We start from the raw sequence: 17,162 nt of genomic DNA on the forward strand, positions 1-17,162 counted from the left end.
CGGCGCACGAACCGCAGGCCGAAGGGGCCTGCCTGGGGGGAGGAACGCGTCATGAGAGTCAGCGTCTTGGGGCTCGGCTACGTGGGCTGCGTGTCGGCCGCGTGCCTGGCCAGCATGGGTCACGAGGTCATCGGGGTGGACGTCAACCAGGTGAAGGTGGACCTGGTCAACGACGGCAAGGCCCCGGTGGTCGAGGAGCGGATCGGCGAGCTCATCGCCGAGGTCGTGCGGACCGGAGCACTGCGCGCCACCCGCGACGTCCGCGAGGCGATCACGGGCAGCGAGGTGTCGCTGGTCTGCGTGGGCACGCCGTCGGAGCCCAACGGTAGCCTGTGCACCACGTACTTGGAGCGGGTCACCGAGCAGATCGGCGCCGCGCTGGCGGATCGCAGTGGGCGCAGCGGGCGGCACACCGTGGTGTTCCGCAGCACCATGCTCCCGGGCACCTGCCTGAACCTGCTGGTGCCGATCCTGGAGAAGTCCGTCGGCGGCACGGCCGGGGTGGACATCGGGGTCGCGGTCAACCCGGAGTTCCTGCGCGAGGGCACGAGCGTGCGGGACTTCTTCGACCCGCCCAAGACCGTCATCGGCGAGCTCGACCCGGCCAGCGGCGACACGGTGAGGGCGCTGTACGACGGCCTGCCCGGCGAGGTGTTCCGGGTGCCGATCCCGACGGCCGAGGCGATCAAGTATGCGGACAACGCGTTCCACGGCCTCAAGATCGGCTTCGCGAACGAGCTCGGCGCGGTATGCCAGGCGCTCGGCGTGGACTCGCACCAGGTGATGGACGTGTTCCTGGCCGACCGCAAGCTGAACATCAGCCCCGCCTACCTGCGGCCCGGCTTCGCCTTCGGTGGCTCCTGCCTGCCGAAGGACCTGCGCAGCCTGGTCCACGCCGCACAGCGGGCCGATGTCTCGGTGCCCATCCTCGCCCATGTGCTGCCCTCCAACGCCGACCATCTGCAGCGCGCGGTGGACCTGGTCGAGCGCACCGGCAAGCGCCGGGTGGGCCTGTTCGGGCTGTCCTTCAAACCCGGCACCGACGACCTGCGCGAGAGCCCGCTCGTCGAGCTGGCGGAGATGCTCTTCGGCAAGGGGTACGACCTGCGGATCCACGACGCCAACGTGAGCCTCTCCCGGCTGCTCGGCGCGAACCGCGAGTACATCGAGACCCGGCTGCCGCATCTCGCGCAGCTGCTCGCGGACTCCGTGGAACAGGTGCTGGAGCACGCCGAGGTGTGCCTGGTCGGGACCAGGGATCCGGCCGTGCTGTCGGCGCTGCCCCATGGCGGCCCGGTGATCGTCGACCTCATCCGCCTTCCCGACGCCGAGGCGCGCCGGGCCGAACCGGGGTACATGGGCCTTGCTTGGTGACGCTTCGTTTGGTGACATAGCCGGCGGCGACGGGGCGGCCCGGCGCGCCCTGATCCTGGTGGAGAACCTGTCGGTGCCGTTCGACCGGCGGGTGTGGCAGGAGTGCACGACGCTGCGCGACGCGGGCTGGGTGGTGCACGTCATCTGTCCCCGGGGGGAGAAGCGGGACACCGAGCCGGAGGCGGAGATCGACGGGGTGCGGATCCACCGCTACCCGTTGCGCGCGGCCACCGGAGGGCCGGCCGGCTATCTGCGGGAGTACGGATCGGCGTTGTGGCACACGGCCCGGCTGGCCCGCAGGGTCGGCCCGGTCGACGTGGTCCACGCCTGCAACCCGCCCGACCTGCTGTTCCTGCCGGCCCTGTGGCTGAAGCGGCGCGGCGCACGGTTCGTCTTCGACCAGCACGACCTGGTGCCCGAGCTGTACCTCTCCCGGTTCGACCGTGGCGAAGATCTGCTCTACCGCGCCGTGTGCGCACTGGAACGGCGGACCTACCGGGCCGCGGACATCGTGCTCGCCACGAACGAGAGCTACCGGGACGTCGCGGTGCGCCGTGGCGGCAAGCGGCCGGCGGACGTCTTCGTGGTGCGCAGCGCGCCTGCCGTCGAGCGGTTCCAACCGGTGCCTGCCGAGCCGGAGTTGAAGCGCGGCAAGTCTCATCTGTTGTGCTACCTCGGCGTCATGGGCCCGCAGGACGGCGTCGACTACGCCTTGCGGGCCCTGGCGAAGCTGCGCGACGAGCTCGGGCGGACCGACTGGCACGCGGTGTTCGTCGGCGCCGGCGACGCCTTCGACGCGATGGTGGAACTGTCCTGGCGGCTCGGGCTCTCGGAGCAGGTGCAGTTCACCGGGCGCATTCCGGACGCCGACCTGGTGCGCTATCTGTCCACCGCGGACGTGTGCCTCTCCCCCGACCCCCGCAATCCGCTCAACGACGTGTCGACCATGAACAAGGTCCTGGAGTACATGGCGATGGGCCGGCCCATCGTCTCGTTCGACCTCCGGGAGGCGCGGGTCTCCGCCGGTGGCGCCGCCGTCTACGCGCCCGCCAACGACGAGGCCGCATTCGCCGAGCTCATCGCGCTGCTGCTGGACGATCCGGAGAAGCGGGCCCGGATGGGCAAGATCGGCCAGGAGCGGATCGGCGGACCGCTCTCCTGGCGGAACTCGCAGGCGTCGCTGCTCGCCGCGTACGCCGCCGCCTGCCGTGACCGCGCTCCGGTGTCGGCGGGCGACCCGGACCGGGCAGGGCGGAGGCCCCGCCGTTGAGCGATGACACGATACGCCTGGCCACGATCGGGCGGATCATCCGTCGGCGATGGCGGCTTCTCGCCGTCCTCGCCGTGGTGGGTGCGCTCTTCGGCTACGGCACCTCTGCGCTGATTCCGCCGAGTTACACGGCGTCGGCGTCGGTACTGCTGCCGGGCCAGTGGGAGGAGCGCGAGCTGTTGACCCAGGTGGACATCTCGACCAGTTCGACGGTGCTCGACCGCGCGGCTGCCACGCTCGGTTGGACCGGGGTCGGCGGCAGTGAGCTGCGGGATCGGGTGAGCGCCAAGGCCGCCGACGGGAACATCATCACGATCTCGGGCACGGCCGACACCCCGGAGCGTGCGCAGCAACTCTCCGACCAGGTGGTCCGGCAGTTCGTCACCTTCGCCGCACGGATCGTGGGCGACAACGGCGACCCCGAAGCGGCGGCGCGGCCCGAGGCGCTGCGGCAGATGGTGGTGCAGACCAGCCGCCGCATCACCGAGCTGGCCGATGCGGCCGATCCGGGGCGGACCGTGGAGAGCGTGCAGACCCGCACCGAGCTCGCGAAGCTGCGCACCGCGCTGCAGGAGGCCGTCAACAAACTGGACCAGGCCGCCCCGACTGCCAACAAGGCCAACATGGTCGTCATGGGTCCGGCGACCCGGCCGACCGGCGAGGCACCGCCGACGAGAGTGCAGCTCACCCTCGCCGGGGCGCTGGTGTTCTTCCTGCTCGCGGTCATCGGCCATCTCGCCGCCGCACGGATGACTCGCCGACTGCGCGCCGAACCGGAGATCGCCGCGGCGCTGGGCTCGGTGCTGCTGGGTACCGTCGACGTACCTGATGAACGGCCCGCGCACCGGTCGGAAGGCCATGGCCCGCGGGCCCGGATCCGCCGGCTGCTGGGCGTCGACACCCGGTGGGACACACCCGCCCCGCAGACGTCCGGCGACGAGGCCGACAGGCAGATCCGCTACCGGCGGGTGTGCGCCCGACTACAGGAGCAACTTCCGCCTCCCCGGCGGCTGTTGGCCGTCGTCCCGGACGGCGACGAGATCGCCCGCCGGGCCGCCGGACGGCTCGTCGACGAGGCCGAGAGCGATCCTTCCTCATCCTCTTCGAGCAGGGGATACCCCCTGCTGCGGGTGGTGGGGGTCTCGGTGGACCGGCCGATGGTGCCGGACCGGGGCAACGAGTCCGGTGCCCTGGTCGTGCTCAGCGCGGGCAGCTGGACGGCGGGGGAGCTCGCCGGCATCGCCGAGGCGTGTGCGGACGCCGGGCACGAGGTCGTCGGCATCGTCGTCGCCGGCACGGTCCGGGCCCGTCCGGCGCAGTCTCCCGGCCGCCCACCGGATGACGCCACTTTGGTGCTCGCGGTCCGCGGCCACGCGGCGGGAGGTTCCGCGTGACGACGAGTACGACGTCGGAGTCGTCGGCCGCCGCTCCGCTGCTGGACCTGCAGGCGCTGGTGGTGGCGGTGCGCAGGCGGCGCCGCCTCTGGTGCTCGATGGCGCTGCTGGGGCTGCTCGTCGGCGCGGCGGTGGCGGTCCTGCTGCCGTCGCCGCCGGCCGCGGTGGCCAAGGTGCTGGTCGCGCATCAGGAGGACCAGCCGAACGACCCCGGCACGCTGATCCGCACCGACGTCGCGCTGCTGGGGACCACGCGGATCGCCGACCAGGCCCTGCAGACCCTCAAGTCCCGGGAAAAACCCGAGGACTTCATGCGGGACTACCACGGGACCGGCCTGACCAACAACCTGCTGCAGATCGATGTGACGGGTGACAGCGACGCGGCAGCGGTGGCCCGCGCCAAGGCGCTGGCCGACGCGTTCGTCGCGGACCATGTACGGCGGATGTGGGAAGCCGCGAAGGCCGAGGCCAAGGCCCTGGACGACCAGCGTGACCGCATGCGGGAGGAGCTCGCCCAGGTCAACAAGGCGATCGGGGACCGAGTGCCGAACAGCGATCCGAAGGAGTCCGCGAGCATCGAGTCGCGCTTCGCCCGCCGGGCCGAGCTCAACTCGCGGATCGCCGACTTCGACCAGCGGGCCGAGGAGGCGCGCACCGGCACGCCCCGGGTGGTCTCCGGCACGCAGATCGTGGACGCCCCGCGCGCGGTGCGGCAGTCCCTGCTCAAGGCCGCCGTCACCGACGCCGCGATCGGGCTCGTCCTCGGACTGGTCCTGGGGCTCGCGGTGGCCGCGGTCGGCGTGGTGGTGGCGGACCGCCCCGTGTTGCGCCGGGACATCGCGGCGAACCTGGGCGCCTCGGTCGTCGCGGAGCTGCCCCGCCGGCCGGGCAGGCTGTGGCAGCGCCGACGGAGCCGGGCGGCACGCGAACGGCTCGTCGTGTCCCTGGCCCGCACCGCGCGCGGCGCCGAGGAACCGATGTCGCTGCTGGAACTGGGCTGTGCACGCAGCACGAGCGAGATCGCCCTGGACCTCGCCGGGGCCCTGGGATCGGACGGGCCAGTGGTGATCATCGATGGTCTGCCCGGCTCGCAGCTCGCCGGCCGCCGGCCGAAGCCGGGAGGCCCGAGCGTGGTCAGCGGCGAGCGTGCCGCGGCCGTGTCGCACGAGGAACGCCGGCTCGGCGTCGGCTCGGTCGCGCCCGGTACGGCGTGGACCGACCTCCAGTACCTCGGTACCCGGACCGTGCTCGTCGTGCGTGCCGGGCACGGCAGCGCCGCCTGGCTGCACACCGTGGCGCGCCAGCTCGCGGACCAGCGCATTGCGGTGATCGGTGTGGTGCTGATCGATCCCGATCCGCGGGATCGGACCGACGGCACGCTGTGGGACGGGCTGGAGACCGCGCTGCGCGGCCAGCACGAGCGGCCGGCCCGGCAGAACGGTGGGGGTACCTCCCACGCCGTCCAGGCAGTGGGGGAGGGCCGGCGGCGCGCGGAGCGGCAGCCGATGTGGGCCAGTGGGGCCTCCCCTGCTCATGGGGGTCCCCCCGCGCGAGCGAAGCCGAGCGTGGGGGTGGAGTTGCGAGCTCGGGGACGGGTCCCGGACGACGACCAGGAGGCGCGGTAGGACATGTGTGGCATCGCAGGGACTTACCGATGGCCGGACGGGAAGGTCGTGACCGACCGGCTCACCGACACCCTCGCCCACCGCGGTCCGGACGGGGCGGGCCGGTACAGCCACCCCGCCGGTGACGGCGAAGTGCACCTCGGGCACCGCCGGCTGGCCATCATCGACCTGTCCGACACCGGCGCCCAGCCGATGGTCTCGGGCGGCCTGGTCCTGACGTACAACGGCGAGCTGTACAACGCGCCCGAGCTGCGTGCCGAGCTGGCGGCCGCCGGGGTGCGCTTCCGCGGTACCTCCGACACCGAGGTGGTGCTGGAGGCGTGGCGGCACTGGGGCACGGACTGCCTGCCCCGGCTGCGCGGCATGTTCGCGTTCGGGATCTTCGACGAGCGCAGCGGTGAACTGGTGCTGGTCCGCGACCAGTTGGGGATCAAGCCGCTGTTCCTGCTCCGGCGCGGCGAGGGTCTGGCGTTCGCCTCCGAGCTGAAGGCGCTCGCCGCCGCGACCGGCGGGTCGCTGCAGGTGGACCATGCGGCGCTGGTGGCCTCGCTGCTGTACTACTGGGTGCCGGACACGCGGTGCGCGTTCCGCGAGGCGGAGAAGCTGCCGCCGGGCAGCTGGCTGAGGTGCCGGCCCGACGGCCGGGTGGAGCGCGGCCGGTTCTGGAACCTGAAGCACGTGGCCGCCGAGGGGCGGGAGCGGGCCCGGAGCGGCGAACGGCCGGACCTGGCCGCCGTCGTCGAGGAGTCGACACGCCGTCACCTGCTCTCCGACGTGCCCGTGGCGACCTTCCTCTCCGGCGGTCTGGACTCCAGCTACCTGACCGCGCTGGCGGCCCGCGACCGGCCCGGGATCTCCGCCTACACGATCGGGTTCCGCGCCGAGGACGCCAGGTTCGAGGCGATGCCGGACGACCTGCGCTATGCCCGGCAGGTGGCCGGGCGGTTCGGCGTAGACCTGCACGAGATCGAGATCGCTCCGAACGTGCTCGACCTGCTGCCGCAGATGACGTACCACCTGGACGAGCCGATCGGCGACCCCGCCGCGATCAACACGTTCCTGATCTGCTCGGCCGCCCGGGACGCCGGGGTCAAGGTGATGCTGTCGGGGATGGGTGCCGACGAGCTGTTCGCCGGGTACCGCAAGCACCTGGCCAACCTGATCGCGCTGCGCTACCAGCGCGTCCCGCGACCGCTGCGGCGCGGCCTGTCCCGGGTCGTGGACCGGCTGCCGGTCGCCACGGCCCGCCGCGGGTACCGGTCGGTGCGCTTCGCGAAGCGGTTCCTCTCCTTCGCCGACCTGCCCGAGGAGACCGCGTTCCGGCGCAGCTACACCATGTACGACCAGGACGAGTTGCTCGCCCTGCTCGATCCGGACCTGGCCGGGACGGTCGCGGACGTGCTGACCGAGCACGCGGACATCTACCAGGACAACGACCTCGACGACTTCGTCAACCGCATGTGCCTGGGCGACGCCCGGATGTTCCTGCCGGGCCTGAACCTCACGTACACCGACCGCTCCAGCATGGCCGCGTCGACCGAGGTGCGGGTGCCGTACGTGGACGTCGAGGTGGTCAGGGCGGCGTTCGCGGTGCCGGGCGATCGCAAGATCGTCGGGCGGCAGGGCAAGGCCGTCCTCAAGGAGGCGGCCACCTCGATCCTGCCCCGGGAGATCGTCTACCGGCCCAAGGGCCTGTTCAGCGCCCCGCTGCGCGCCTGGATGAGCCGGGATCTGGCACCGCTGGTGCGCGAGGTGGTGCACGACGGCGTGCTCGTCAATTCCGGTTTCCTGCGCCGCGACGCGCTGTCGCGCATGGTCGCCGAGGACGCCGCCGGGCAGCGGGACTTCTCCAAGCATCTGTGGCATGTGCTGACCCTCGAGTACTGGTATCGCGGCGCGACCTCCGGGTCCGGCCCGAGCGCTCGCTCGTCGGCGTAGAAGACGGCGAAGACGGCTTAGAAGCAAGGGGACTTGGGTGAAACAGGTTGTGCAGAACTACAAGAGCGGTGAGCTGGCGGTGCTCGACGTGCCGGTGCCGGGGTGCAAGCCGGGCGGTGTGCTGGTCCGCAGCGCCTACTCGCTGATATCCACCGGGACCGAGCTCATGAAGGTCTCCGAGGCCGGTATGTCGATGTTGGGCAAGGCCCGCTCCCGGCCGGACCAGGTGGCCAAGGTCATGCAGAGCGTGGCCACCAACGGGCTGCCCGCCACCTACCGCAAGGTGATGGGCAAGCTGGACTCCTACACGCCGCTGGGCTACTCGCTGTGCGGGGTGGTCGAGCAGGTCGGCACCGGGATCGACGAGGTGAAGGTCGGCGACCTGGTGGCCTGCGCCGGCAACGAGCACGCGCTGCACGCCGAGCTGAACTGGGTGCCGAAGAACCTCTACGCCCGGGTGCCAGACCGTCTCGCGCCGCGGCACGCGGCCTTCGGCACCGTCGGGTCGATCGCGTTGCAGGGCGTCCGCCGCGGCGAGCCGCAGCTCGGCGACGTGGCGCTGGTCATCGGCCTCGGCCTGATCGGGCAGTTGGTGGTGCAGCTCCTCGTCGCCTCCGGAGTCCGCGTCGTCGGGGTCGACCCCGACCCGGTGCGCTGCGAGCTGGCGGAGCGCCTGGGCGCCGCGTCCTGCGGCGATCCCGCGTCCGCGGCCGTGGAGGCCGCCGTCGCCGAACTCACCGACGGCCACGGCGTGGACCAGGTGTACCTGGCCGCCGGCGGCGGCAGCAACCAGCCCGTCGAACTGGCCGCCCGGCTGTGCCGGGACCGCGGCCGGGTCGTCGACATCGGCAAGTGCCGCCTGGACCTGCCGTGGAACGCGTACTACGAGAAGGAGCTCGACGTCCGGTTCTCCCGCTCCTACGGCCCCGGACGCTACGACCCGGAGTACGAGCTCGAAGGGCGCGACTACCCGATCGGCTATGTGCGCTGGACCGAGCGCCGCAACCTGGCGTGCTTCCTCGACCTCGTCGCCCGCGGCCGCGTCGACGTGGAGCCCTTGGTCTCCCACGTGGCCGACTTCGACGACGCCGTCGAGACGTACCAGCGCCTGAAGGACGGCGACTTGAAGGCCGTGGCCGTGCTGTTCCGCTACCCCCCACACGCGCCGGAGGCCCCGGCCCCGGAGGTTGCCGTGCCCGCGGTCAACGTGCGGCCAAGGCCGGCCCGGGCCACCAGGACACCGGTCCGCCTCGCGTTCGTCGGCGCGGGGAACTACGCGACGTCGATGCTGCTGCCGCACCTGGCACAGCGCGACGGCGTCGAGCTGTCGGCCGTCGTCACCACGACGGCGCTGTCCGCGGCCAACGCGCAGCGGAAGTTCGGCTTCGCCCAGGCGACCACCGACCTGGACGCCGTGCTCGGCGACAAGGCCATCGACGCGGTGTTCGTGGTCACCCGCCACAGCTCGCACGCCGAACTGACGCGCAAGGCACTCCTTGCCGGCAAGGCGGTGTTCGTGGAGAAGCCCCTGGCGCTCACCGAGGACGAGCTGACCGGCGTGCTCGCGGCGGTGGAGGAGTCCGGCAACGACCGGCTGCAGGTGGGCTTCAACCGCCGGTTCGCGCCGCTGCTGACCGAGGCCGGGAAGCGGTTCGGCGCCCGGACCGGCCCGGCGCACCTGCGCTACCTGGTCAACGCGGACCGGCTGCAGCACGGCAGCTGGTACCTCCAACAGGGCACCGAGGGCTCGCGGTTCGAGGGCGAGGGCGGACACTTCGTCGACACGGCGAGCTGGCTGCTCGGCGCCGACCCGGTCTCGGTGTACGCGGTCGCCTCGTCCGGCAACGAGGGCGGCGGTGACATCCAGGCTGTGCTGCGCTACCCGGACGGGTCCACCGCCACCATCAGCTACGTCACCAGCGGTGCGCCCGGGTTCCCCAAGGAGACCCTGGACCTCGTCGCGGACGGCAAGGTGCTGCGGCTCGACGACTTCGTCCGCGCCTCGGTGTATTTCGCCAGCACAGCCGGCCGCAAGAAGTGGGTCAGTGCACGGCTGCCCAAGGCCCGGGACAAGGGCCAGTCCGCCGAACTGGCCGCGTTCGTCAGGGCCGTGCGGACCGGCGGGCCGATGCCGGTGCCGCTGGAGTCGCTGGTCGCCACCACGGCGGCCACCCTCGCCGTGCGGGCCAGCCTGGCCGGCGGCGCACCGGTGACGTTGGCGAGGACGCGATGACGGTGAGCTCGGGGAGTCCGGGCTGGTACCTGCGCCGGCTGTCCCGGATGGGACCGCGGGAGGTCGCCGGCCGGGTGGGCGACGCGGTGCGCAGGCGGCGGTGGCGGTCGGCGCGGCCGCACTGCCCGAGCGTGTCCGGCGCCCGGTTCGCCGCGGTACTGCCCGCCGGGACGATCGCCGGCATACCTCCGGACGCCGCGAAACGCCTCCTCGCAACGGCGGACCGGCTGATGGACGGGCACGCCGAGTACTTCGGGGTGGTCCGCGAGGACCTGGCCGCCCCGGACTGGTGGTACGACCCGAAGACCGGGCGCCGGGCCCCGGGGGGCTACGCCTTCGACGTGCCGTACCGGAACGAGGACGCGGTCGGCGACATCAAGCAGATCTGGGAACCGTCCCGGCATCAGTACCTCACCGTGCTGGCCGCCGCCTACGCGATCACCGGCGACCAGCGGTACGCCGAGCGCGTGGCCGAGCACCTGCGGTCGTGGTGGGCGGCCAACCCACCGCTGCACGGCGTGCATTGGGTCAGCGGCATCGAGCTGGGCATCCGGCTGCTGTCCTGGGTGTGGATCCGGCGGCTGCTCGACGGCTGGCCGGGCGCGGCCGCTCTGTTCGAGGGCAACCCGGTGGCGCTGAACCAGATCTGGCACCACCAGCGCTGGCTGGCAGCCTTCCCCAGCCGGGGGTCCTCGGCGAACAACCACGTCATCGCCGAGGCCGCCGGGCAGTTCGCCGCGGCCTGCGCGTTCGGATGGTTCCCCGCCTCGGCGCGTTGGCGGGCCGGCGCGCTGCGGTCGCTGGAGCGGCATCTGCGCGGCAACACCTTCCACTCCGGCCTCAACCGCGAGTTGGCGACCGAGTACCACGGACTCGTGCTGGAGCTCGGCCTGGCCGCGGTGGCCGAGGCGGATGCCGCCGCCGTGCCGGTCCCCGCGACCGTCCGACTGGTCCTGCTGCGGATGACCGACGCGCTCGCGGCCGTCGTGGACAGCCGGTTGCGGCCGCCGCGCCAGGGCGACGCGGACGACGGGCACGGTCTGGTCGTGGACGGCGCGGGCACCGACCGCTGGGCCTCGCTGTTGGCCACCGGCGACGCCGTGTTCGGTCGGCTCGCCTGGTGGCCGACGGTGACCGGCACCGATGTGCGCACCCCGCTGCTGGCCGCGCTCATCCGGCCGTACGCGAAAGTCGGAACGGCGCCGGCCGTGACCCGCCCGGCGAGCCGACCGGCCCATTTCGCCGACGCGGGGATGACCATCCTGCGCGGTCCGGGGGAGATCTGGTGCCGCTGCGACGGCGGTCCGCACGGCTTCCTGTCCATCGCCGCGCATGCCCATGCGGACGCGCTGTCCGTGGAGGTCCGGCACGACGGGGTGGACGTGCTCGCCGACCCGGGGACGTTCTGCTACCACGGGCAGCCCGAGTGGCGGCAGTACTTCCGGTCCACCCTCGGCCACAACACCCTGCGGCTGGACGGCAGTGACCAGTCCGTCTCCGGCGGCCCGTTCCTGTGGACCCGGCATGCCAGGAGCCGCGTCCTGACCGCGGACACATCCGATGAGGGTGTGGTCCGCTGGTGTGCCGAGCACGACGGCTACCAGCCGTCCGTGCACCGCCGCCGGGTGGAACTGACCGCCGAGAAGAAGGAGTTGACGGTGGTCGACGAGGTGCGCGGCCCGCGCCGGGCCGTGCACCTGGCGTTCCACCTCGGCCCGGCGATCGCCGCGGACCTGGTGGGGAACCGGGCAGTGCTCACCTGGATCCGGGACGGCGAGGGGCGCTCCGCGGTGCTCGACCTGCCCGGGCAGCTGAGCTGGCGTGCGCACCGCGGCGAGAGCGACCCTTCCCCAAGCTCTTCGAGCAGGGGATACCCCATGCTGGGCTGGTACTCCGCCGGCTTCGGGCGCAAGGAACCCACCACCACGCTGGTCGGCACCGGCTTCGTCGACGGCGCTGCGCCGTCAGGGAAGTTCACCACCGTGCTCAGGTTCCGCGGCTAGGGGGGCGCGTGGGAATCAAGAGGCGGCACTGGGCGTCCGCGGCGGCACCGCTGACGCTGGCCCTGCTGGCGGCGACCGGCTGTGCGAGCACACCAGGCGCCCGGGCGGAGCCGACCGCCGCGCCGACCACGTCCGGGGTGCTGTCCACGTCCCTGGCCCGGGTGTGCGGCAGGCCCGCGGCCGGGCCGACGCAGGCACCGGCGGGTGCGGTGCCGGTCGACCCCGCGGAGGTCGGTGACCTGGCAGCGAAGACCAAGAGCAACCCCCCGAACACCACGTTCTGGCTTCGACCGGGCAAGCACAGGCTCGACCCGGATCGCTATGCCCAGGTCGTCCCCAAGGAGGGGGACCGCTACCTCGGTGCGCCGGGCGCGGTGCTCGACGGTCGGGAGAAGAACCAGTACGCGTTCGGCGGTACCGCCCGCGACGTCACCATCCGCTATCTGACCGTGCAGGGTTTCGTCGCGCCGCAGAACGAGGGCGTGGTCAACCACGACTCGGCCGACGGGTGGGTGATCGAGCACGCGACGATCCAGGACAACTCCGGTGCCGGGCTGATGGCCGGTGCCCACCAGCGGGTCCGCGCCAACTGCCTGCGCGACAACGGACAGTACGGAATGAACGCGTACACGACCGGCGGCCGGGTCAGCGACCTGGTGGTCGAGGGCAACGAGATCGTGGGCAACAACACCGGCGACTGGGAACGGCGGCGGCCGGGCTGCGGCTGCACCGGAGGCGTGAAGTTCTGGGCCGTCAACGGCGCCGACGTACGCGGCAACTGGGTGCACGACAACCGCGGAACAGGGCTGTGGGCGGACACCAACAACAACGACTTCCGCATCGAGAACAACGTGCTCGAAGCCAACGACGGCGCCGCCCTGATCTACGAGACCAGCTACAACGCGGTCATCCGGAACAACACGATCCGGCGGAACAACTGGGTCGAGGGCCGCAAGGCGGCCGACCGCGGCGACAACTTCCCGTTCGCGACCGTCTATCTGTCCGAGTCAGGTGGCGAACCACGGATCCGGGCCCGCACCGACGAGATCGAGATCTACCGGAACGTGCTGGAGGACAACTGGTCCGGGATCACCCTGTGGGAAAACGCCGACCGGTTCTGCAACAGCCCGGCCAACACCTCGTCCGGTGACTGCACCCTGCTGGTGCGGGACCCCCACCGCTGCGCGGAGCCGGCGATCGCCAGTCCACCGCTCTACGCCGACTGCCGGTGGAAGACCCAGCGGGTGGACATCCACGACAACCGCTTCGTGCTGGACAAGTCCGTCGTCAAGTGCACGGCGAGGTGCGACCGCATGGCGGTGCTCGCCAACTACGGCACCTATCCGGACTGGTCGCCGTACAAGGGCGACCGGGTGGCCGAGGCGATCACCGACAAGCAGCACAACCGCTGGCACGACAACGTCTACCTCGGACCGTGGACATTCGTCGCCCACGATCCCAGTCAGGTGCTCGACTCCGGGCAGTGGCGGGGCACGCCGTACCGGCAGGACGCGGGCAGCACCCTTGACCCACGGGCCGGTGGTTGAGATGGGCGGAGACCTGACGCGCGGTGCGCTGCCGGGCGGACTGCACACGGCGGGAACGCAGCCCGGCACAGCACCGCGCCCTGCCGGCACCCCGAAGCTCGTCGGGATCGTCTGGGGGTTGCTGGTCCTCAACACGCTCGGCTCCGCCGGGGCGAAGACCATCGTTCCGCTGCCCCGCTCGCTCATCCAGTTGGTCACCATGGGCTCGCTGGTCGCCGCGTTCGCGCTGGCGCTCGCCCTCAATGTCCGGCTGCGCATCCGCCTCAGCGCCTTCTTGTTCCTGCTCACCCTGCTGCTGGTGTCGAGCGTGCTCTCCAGTGCGCTCCTGGAGTCCGGGTTCGGCGCGCTGTTCCGCTGCGCCCGGCTGGCTCTCTTCGTCAGCACGCTGTGGCTGCTCAGCCGCTGGTGGGACGGCGGCCCGACGTTCGTCCGGCACCACATCCGGATGTACTTCGCCGTGCTCGGGTCGGTGGCCGCCGGCCTGGTCGTCTCACCGGGCGCGGCCATGCCCGACCTCTACGGCGGGCGCCTCGTCGGCGCGCTGTGGCCGCTCACCCCGCCGCAGATCGGGCAGTACGCCGCGGTGATCGTCGGGCTCACGGTGCTGCTCTTCCTGGGCCGCCGGACCGACCGGGCCGGCGCGGCGGTCGTCATCGTGCCGTCGCTCGTCCTGCTGGCGTTGACCCATACCCGGACGGCCACGCTCGGCCTGTTCATCGGGTTGGCGTTGGCGATCGGCTCGCTCATCCTGACCAGCGCCGCCGCCCGCCGATTCTTCACCTGGGCGGTGGTGTGCGCCACGGTGGCCGCGGTGGCGTTCAGCTCCGCGCTGCAGACGTGGTTCCTGCGCGGGCAGAGCCAGGAGAACTTCTCCAACCTCACCGGTCGGGCCAAGGTCTGGGACGCCCTGCTGGCAGCGCCCCGGACGACCACGGAGCAGTTGTTCGGCGTGGGCCTGGGCGACAAGTCGTTCGGCGGGCTGCCGATCGACAACAGCTGGCTGGCCGTCTACAACGAGCAGGGGCTGGTCGGCATCGCCCTCGTGGCGGCGATCATCCTCGTGCTGGGCGGCGTCGCATTGCTGCGGCCACCGTCGCTGCCGAGGGCCTGCGCGATCTTCCTGATCGGCTACTGCGCGATCGCGTCCTACACCGAGGCCGGGCTGGGCGACGCCTCGCCGTATCTGCTGCACCTGACGGTCGCCGCCTCGCTGCTGGCGGCACCTGCCGCGGTCGCGCCCGTCCCGACGCCCGAAGTTCCTCGACGACACGTCCCGCGCTGGGCCCGGAGATCGGAGGTGACCTGACCATGCACGTCCTCGTGGTGCACAACCGCTACGCCTCGGCGCAGCCGAGCGGGGAGAACAAGGTCGTCGACCAGGAGGCGGCGCTGCTGCGCGCGGCCGGCCACCGGGTCGAGGTGTTCGAACGGCGCAGCGACGACATCGCCGCCCGGTCCCTGCTGGGCAAGGTCGCGGTGCCGCTGCTGGTGCCGTGGAACCCGGCGGTCCGCGCGGAACTCGCCGCCCGGCTCCGTGCCGAGCGGCCGGACGTGGTGCACGTCCACAACGTCTTCCCGCTCCTGTCGCCCGCGGTGCTGGCCGCCTGCGCCGATGCCGGTGTGCCCGCAGTCGCCACGCTGCACAACTACACCCAGGTCTGCCCGCCCGGCACGCTGCAGCGGGACGGCCGGCCGTGCACCGAGTGCGTCGGGTCGACGCCGCTGCCCGCCGTCCGGCACGGCTGCTACCGGGGCTCCCGCCTCGCGACGGTGCCGCTCGCGGTCAGTCTGTCGGTCAACCGGCGACGGTGGTGGTCTGGCGTGGAGCGGTTCTTCTGCATCTCCGCGGCACAGCGCGACGTCCTGGTGCGGGCCGGCATGCCGGCCGAACGGCTGGCGGTGAAGCACAACTTCGTGCCCGACCCGGGCGCCCGCCGATCGGGCGCCGGCGAGCAGGTGCTCTATCTCGGTCGGCTCGCGGAGGCCAAGGGCGTGCGGCTGCTCATGGCGGCGTGGGACGAGATCGCCGCGAGCGGCGGGTTGGGCGTGCCGCTCGTGGTCGCCGGCGCGGGGCCGCTGGAGCGAGAGGTGACCGCCTGGGCGGCGGGCCGGGACGACGTGCGGTACGTCGGCCTGTACGACACGGCTCAGTGCCGGCAGGCCATCGCGCGCTCGGTCGCCGTGCTGGCGCCCTCGACGTGGCTGGAGGCGTTCGGCCTGGTGGTCGTCGAGGCGATGGCGGCCGGCGTCCCGACCGTCGCCGCCGGTCACGGTGCCTTCGTCGAACTCGTCGAGGACGGGGTGACCGGGCTGCTGCACCGGCCGGGCGAGGCCGCCTCGCTCGCGTCCTGCATACGCCGGATCGCGGCCGAGCCGGCCCGCAACCGGGAGATGGGCCGGGCGGCCCGGCGCCGTTACGAGCGGGGTTTCAGCCCGGCCGTCGGCCTTGAGCGCCTGGTGGACGCGTACCGCACCGCGATCGCGGGTCGGACGGAATCAATGGGGGACGGAATCAATGGGGGGAAGTAGATGACACGATGCCGACTCTGCGGCTCGGAAGCGATGGCGAGCGTCGTCGACCTCGGGGCGACGCCACCATGTGAGAGCTTTCTCGCCGCGGACCAACTGGACAGGGCGGAGCCGGCCTACCCGCTGCACCTGCGGGTCTGCACCGACTGCTGGCTGGCGCAGATCCCGCCGCTGATCACGCCGGAGGAGACGTTCAGCGAGTACGCGTACTTCTCCTCCTACTCGACCTCCTGGGTGGAACACGCGCGCACGTTCGTCGCCGACGCCGTGCGGCGCCTCGCGCTCGGCCCCGACGCCTTCGTGGTCGAGGTCGCGAGCAACGACGGCTACCTGCTGAAGCACTTGGTGGACCGGGAGATCCGCTGCCTGGGCGTCGAGCCGTCGGTGAACGTCGGTGCCGCGGCGCGGGAGAAGGGCGTGCCCACGCTCACGGAGTTCCTGTCCCCGGACACCGGCTCGGCCGTCCGCGCCGAGCACGGCCCGGCGGACCTGGTCGTGGCCAACAACGTCTACGCGCACATCCCCGACGTCGTCGGGTTCACCCGGGGGCTGCGCGCCCTGGTCGCCGACGACGGCTGGGTCTCCATCGAGGTGCAGCACCTGCTCACCCTGATCGAGGAGAACCAGTACGACACGATCTACCACGAGCACTTCCAGTACTACACGGTCGCGTCCGCGATCCGGGCCCTCGCCAGCGGCGGACTCGCCCTCGTGGACGTCGAGTTGCTGCCCACGCACGGCGGCTCCATCCGGCTGTGGGCCCGGCCGGTCGAGGTGGCCGGCGAGCCGAGTCGGCACGTGGCCGACGTACTGGCCCGGGAGAAGGCCGCCGGGCTGCAGGAGCTGTCCGGGTACACCGAGTTCTCCGCCCGGGTGGCCAAGGTGCGCCGGGACCTCCTGAAGTTCCTCATCACCGCGGCCGAGCACGGCGAGACGGTCGTCGGCTACGGCGCCCCGGGCAAGGGCAACACCCTGCTCAACCACTGCGGCATCCGTCCCGACCTGCTCCCGTACACGGTCGACCGCAACCCCTACAAGCACGGCAGGTTCACCCCCGGCACCCGCATACCGATCCTGCCGCCCGAACAGATCGCCGCCGACAAGCCTGACTACGTCCTGGTCCTCCCGTGGAACCTGCGGGACGAACTGGTCGAGCAGCTGTCCTTCGTGCACGCCTGGGGCGGCCGGCTGGTCTTCCCCATCCCGGAACTGAGCATCGTCGAGGTCATGTCGTGAAAGAGGTTGCAGC

11 protein-coding genes are annotated in these 17,162 nt (G+C 72.1%); all 11 read left to right on the forward strand.

Going from position 1 to position 17,162, the window contains the following annotated elements; all coding sequences use genetic code 11:
- Nucleotides 1-51: 51 nt before the first annotated feature.
- Genes JNO44_RS05490 through JNO44_RS05540 form a run of 11 tightly spaced genes read left to right on the forward strand, consistent with a single transcriptional unit; the run spans nt 52 to nt 17,149 of the window.
- Nucleotides 52-1,374 carry a nucleotide sugar dehydrogenase gene (locus tag JNO44_RS05490; RefSeq protein ID WP_205361890.1) on the forward strand — a complete coding sequence of 441 codons (1,323 nt, stop codon included), beginning with the start codon at nt 52-54 and terminating at the stop codon, nt 1,372-1,374.
- Entirely contained in the window at nt 1,364-2,644 is a 1,281-nt protein-coding gene (locus tag JNO44_RS05495; protein ID WP_205361891.1) for a glycosyltransferase family 4 protein, read from the forward strand. The genes JNO44_RS05490 and JNO44_RS05495 overlap by 11 nt, the downstream gene beginning before the upstream one ends.
- A complete protein-coding gene (locus tag JNO44_RS05500; RefSeq protein WP_205361892.1) occupies nt 2,641-4,038 on the forward strand; it encodes a Wzz/FepE/Etk N-terminal domain-containing protein in 1,398 nt (465 codons plus the stop codon). Before JNO44_RS05495 ends, JNO44_RS05500 begins: the two co-directional genes overlap by 4 nt.
- A complete protein-coding gene (locus JNO44_RS05505; protein ID WP_205361896.1) occupies nt 4,035-5,663 on the forward strand; it encodes a Wzz/FepE/Etk N-terminal domain-containing protein in 1,629 nt (542 codons plus the stop codon). The genes JNO44_RS05500 and JNO44_RS05505 overlap by 4 nt, the downstream gene beginning before the upstream one ends.
- A gap of 3 nt (nt 5,664-5,666) precedes the next feature.
- Entirely contained in the window at nt 5,667-7,601 is a 1,935-nt protein-coding gene (asnB, locus tag JNO44_RS05510) for an asparagine synthase (glutamine-hydrolyzing) (RefSeq protein WP_205361898.1), read from the forward strand.
- Between the two features lie 37 nt (nt 7,602-7,638).
- Nucleotides 7,639-9,834: a bi-domain-containing oxidoreductase gene (locus JNO44_RS05515; RefSeq protein ID WP_205361900.1), complete on the forward strand. Its 2,196-nt coding sequence runs from the start codon at nt 7,639-7,641 to the stop codon at nt 9,832-9,834.
- Nucleotides 9,831-11,837 carry an alginate lyase family protein gene (locus JNO44_RS05520; protein ID WP_205361902.1) on the forward strand — a complete coding sequence of 669 codons (2,007 nt, stop codon included), beginning with the start codon at nt 9,831-9,833 and terminating at the stop codon, nt 11,835-11,837. Before JNO44_RS05515 ends, JNO44_RS05520 begins: the two co-directional genes overlap by 4 nt.
- Nucleotides 11,838-11,845: 8 nt before the next feature.
- Nucleotides 11,846-13,384 carry a right-handed parallel beta-helix repeat-containing protein gene (locus tag JNO44_RS05525; protein ID WP_205361904.1) on the forward strand — a complete coding sequence of 513 codons (1,539 nt, stop codon included), beginning with the start codon at nt 11,846-11,848 and terminating at the stop codon, nt 13,382-13,384.
- A gap of 1 nt (nt 13,385) precedes the next feature.
- A complete protein-coding gene (locus JNO44_RS05530) occupies nt 13,386-14,690 on the forward strand; it encodes an O-antigen ligase domain-containing protein (RefSeq protein ID WP_205361906.1) in 1,305 nt (434 codons plus the stop codon).
- 2 nt (nt 14,691-14,692) lie between these two features.
- On the forward strand, nt 14,693-15,913 hold the full coding sequence (locus tag JNO44_RS05535) for a glycosyltransferase (protein WP_205361908.1): 1,221 nt from the start codon (nt 14,693-14,695) through the stop codon (nt 15,911-15,913).
- Complete coding sequence (locus JNO44_RS05540) at nt 15,914-17,149, forward strand: class I SAM-dependent methyltransferase (protein WP_205361910.1); 1,236 nt, start codon at nt 15,914-15,916, stop codon at nt 17,147-17,149.
- Nucleotides 17,150-17,162: the final 13 nt, after the last annotated feature.

It is taken from the genome of Streptomyces noursei (genome assembly GCF_016917755.1).
GTDB lineage: Bacteria > Actinomycetota > Actinomycetes > Streptomycetales > Streptomycetaceae > Streptomyces > Streptomyces yunnanensis.

What these genes read in the sequence shown, in the direction of transcription:
- JNO44_RS05535 (WP_205361908.1), top strand. Translation starts at nt 14,693, where the DNA reads ATGCACGTCCTCGTGGTGCACAACCGCTACGCCTCGGCGCAGCCGAGC.
- JNO44_RS05520 (WP_205361902.1), top strand. Translation starts at nt 9,831, where the DNA reads ATGACGGTGAGCTCGGGGAGTCCGGGCTGGTACCTGCGCCGGCTGTCC.
- asnB (WP_205361898.1), top strand. Translation starts at nt 5,667, where the DNA reads ATGTGTGGCATCGCAGGGACTTACCGATGGCCGGACGGGAAGGTCGTG.
- JNO44_RS05540 (WP_205361910.1), top strand. Translation starts at nt 15,914, where the DNA reads ATGACACGATGCCGACTCTGCGGCTCGGAAGCGATGGCGAGCGTCGTC.
- JNO44_RS05490 (WP_205361890.1), top strand. Translation starts at nt 52, where the DNA reads ATGAGAGTCAGCGTCTTGGGGCTCGGCTACGTGGGCTGCGTGTCGGCC.
- JNO44_RS05530 (WP_205361906.1), top strand. Translation starts at nt 13,386, where the DNA reads ATGGGCGGAGACCTGACGCGCGGTGCGCTGCCGGGCGGACTGCACACG.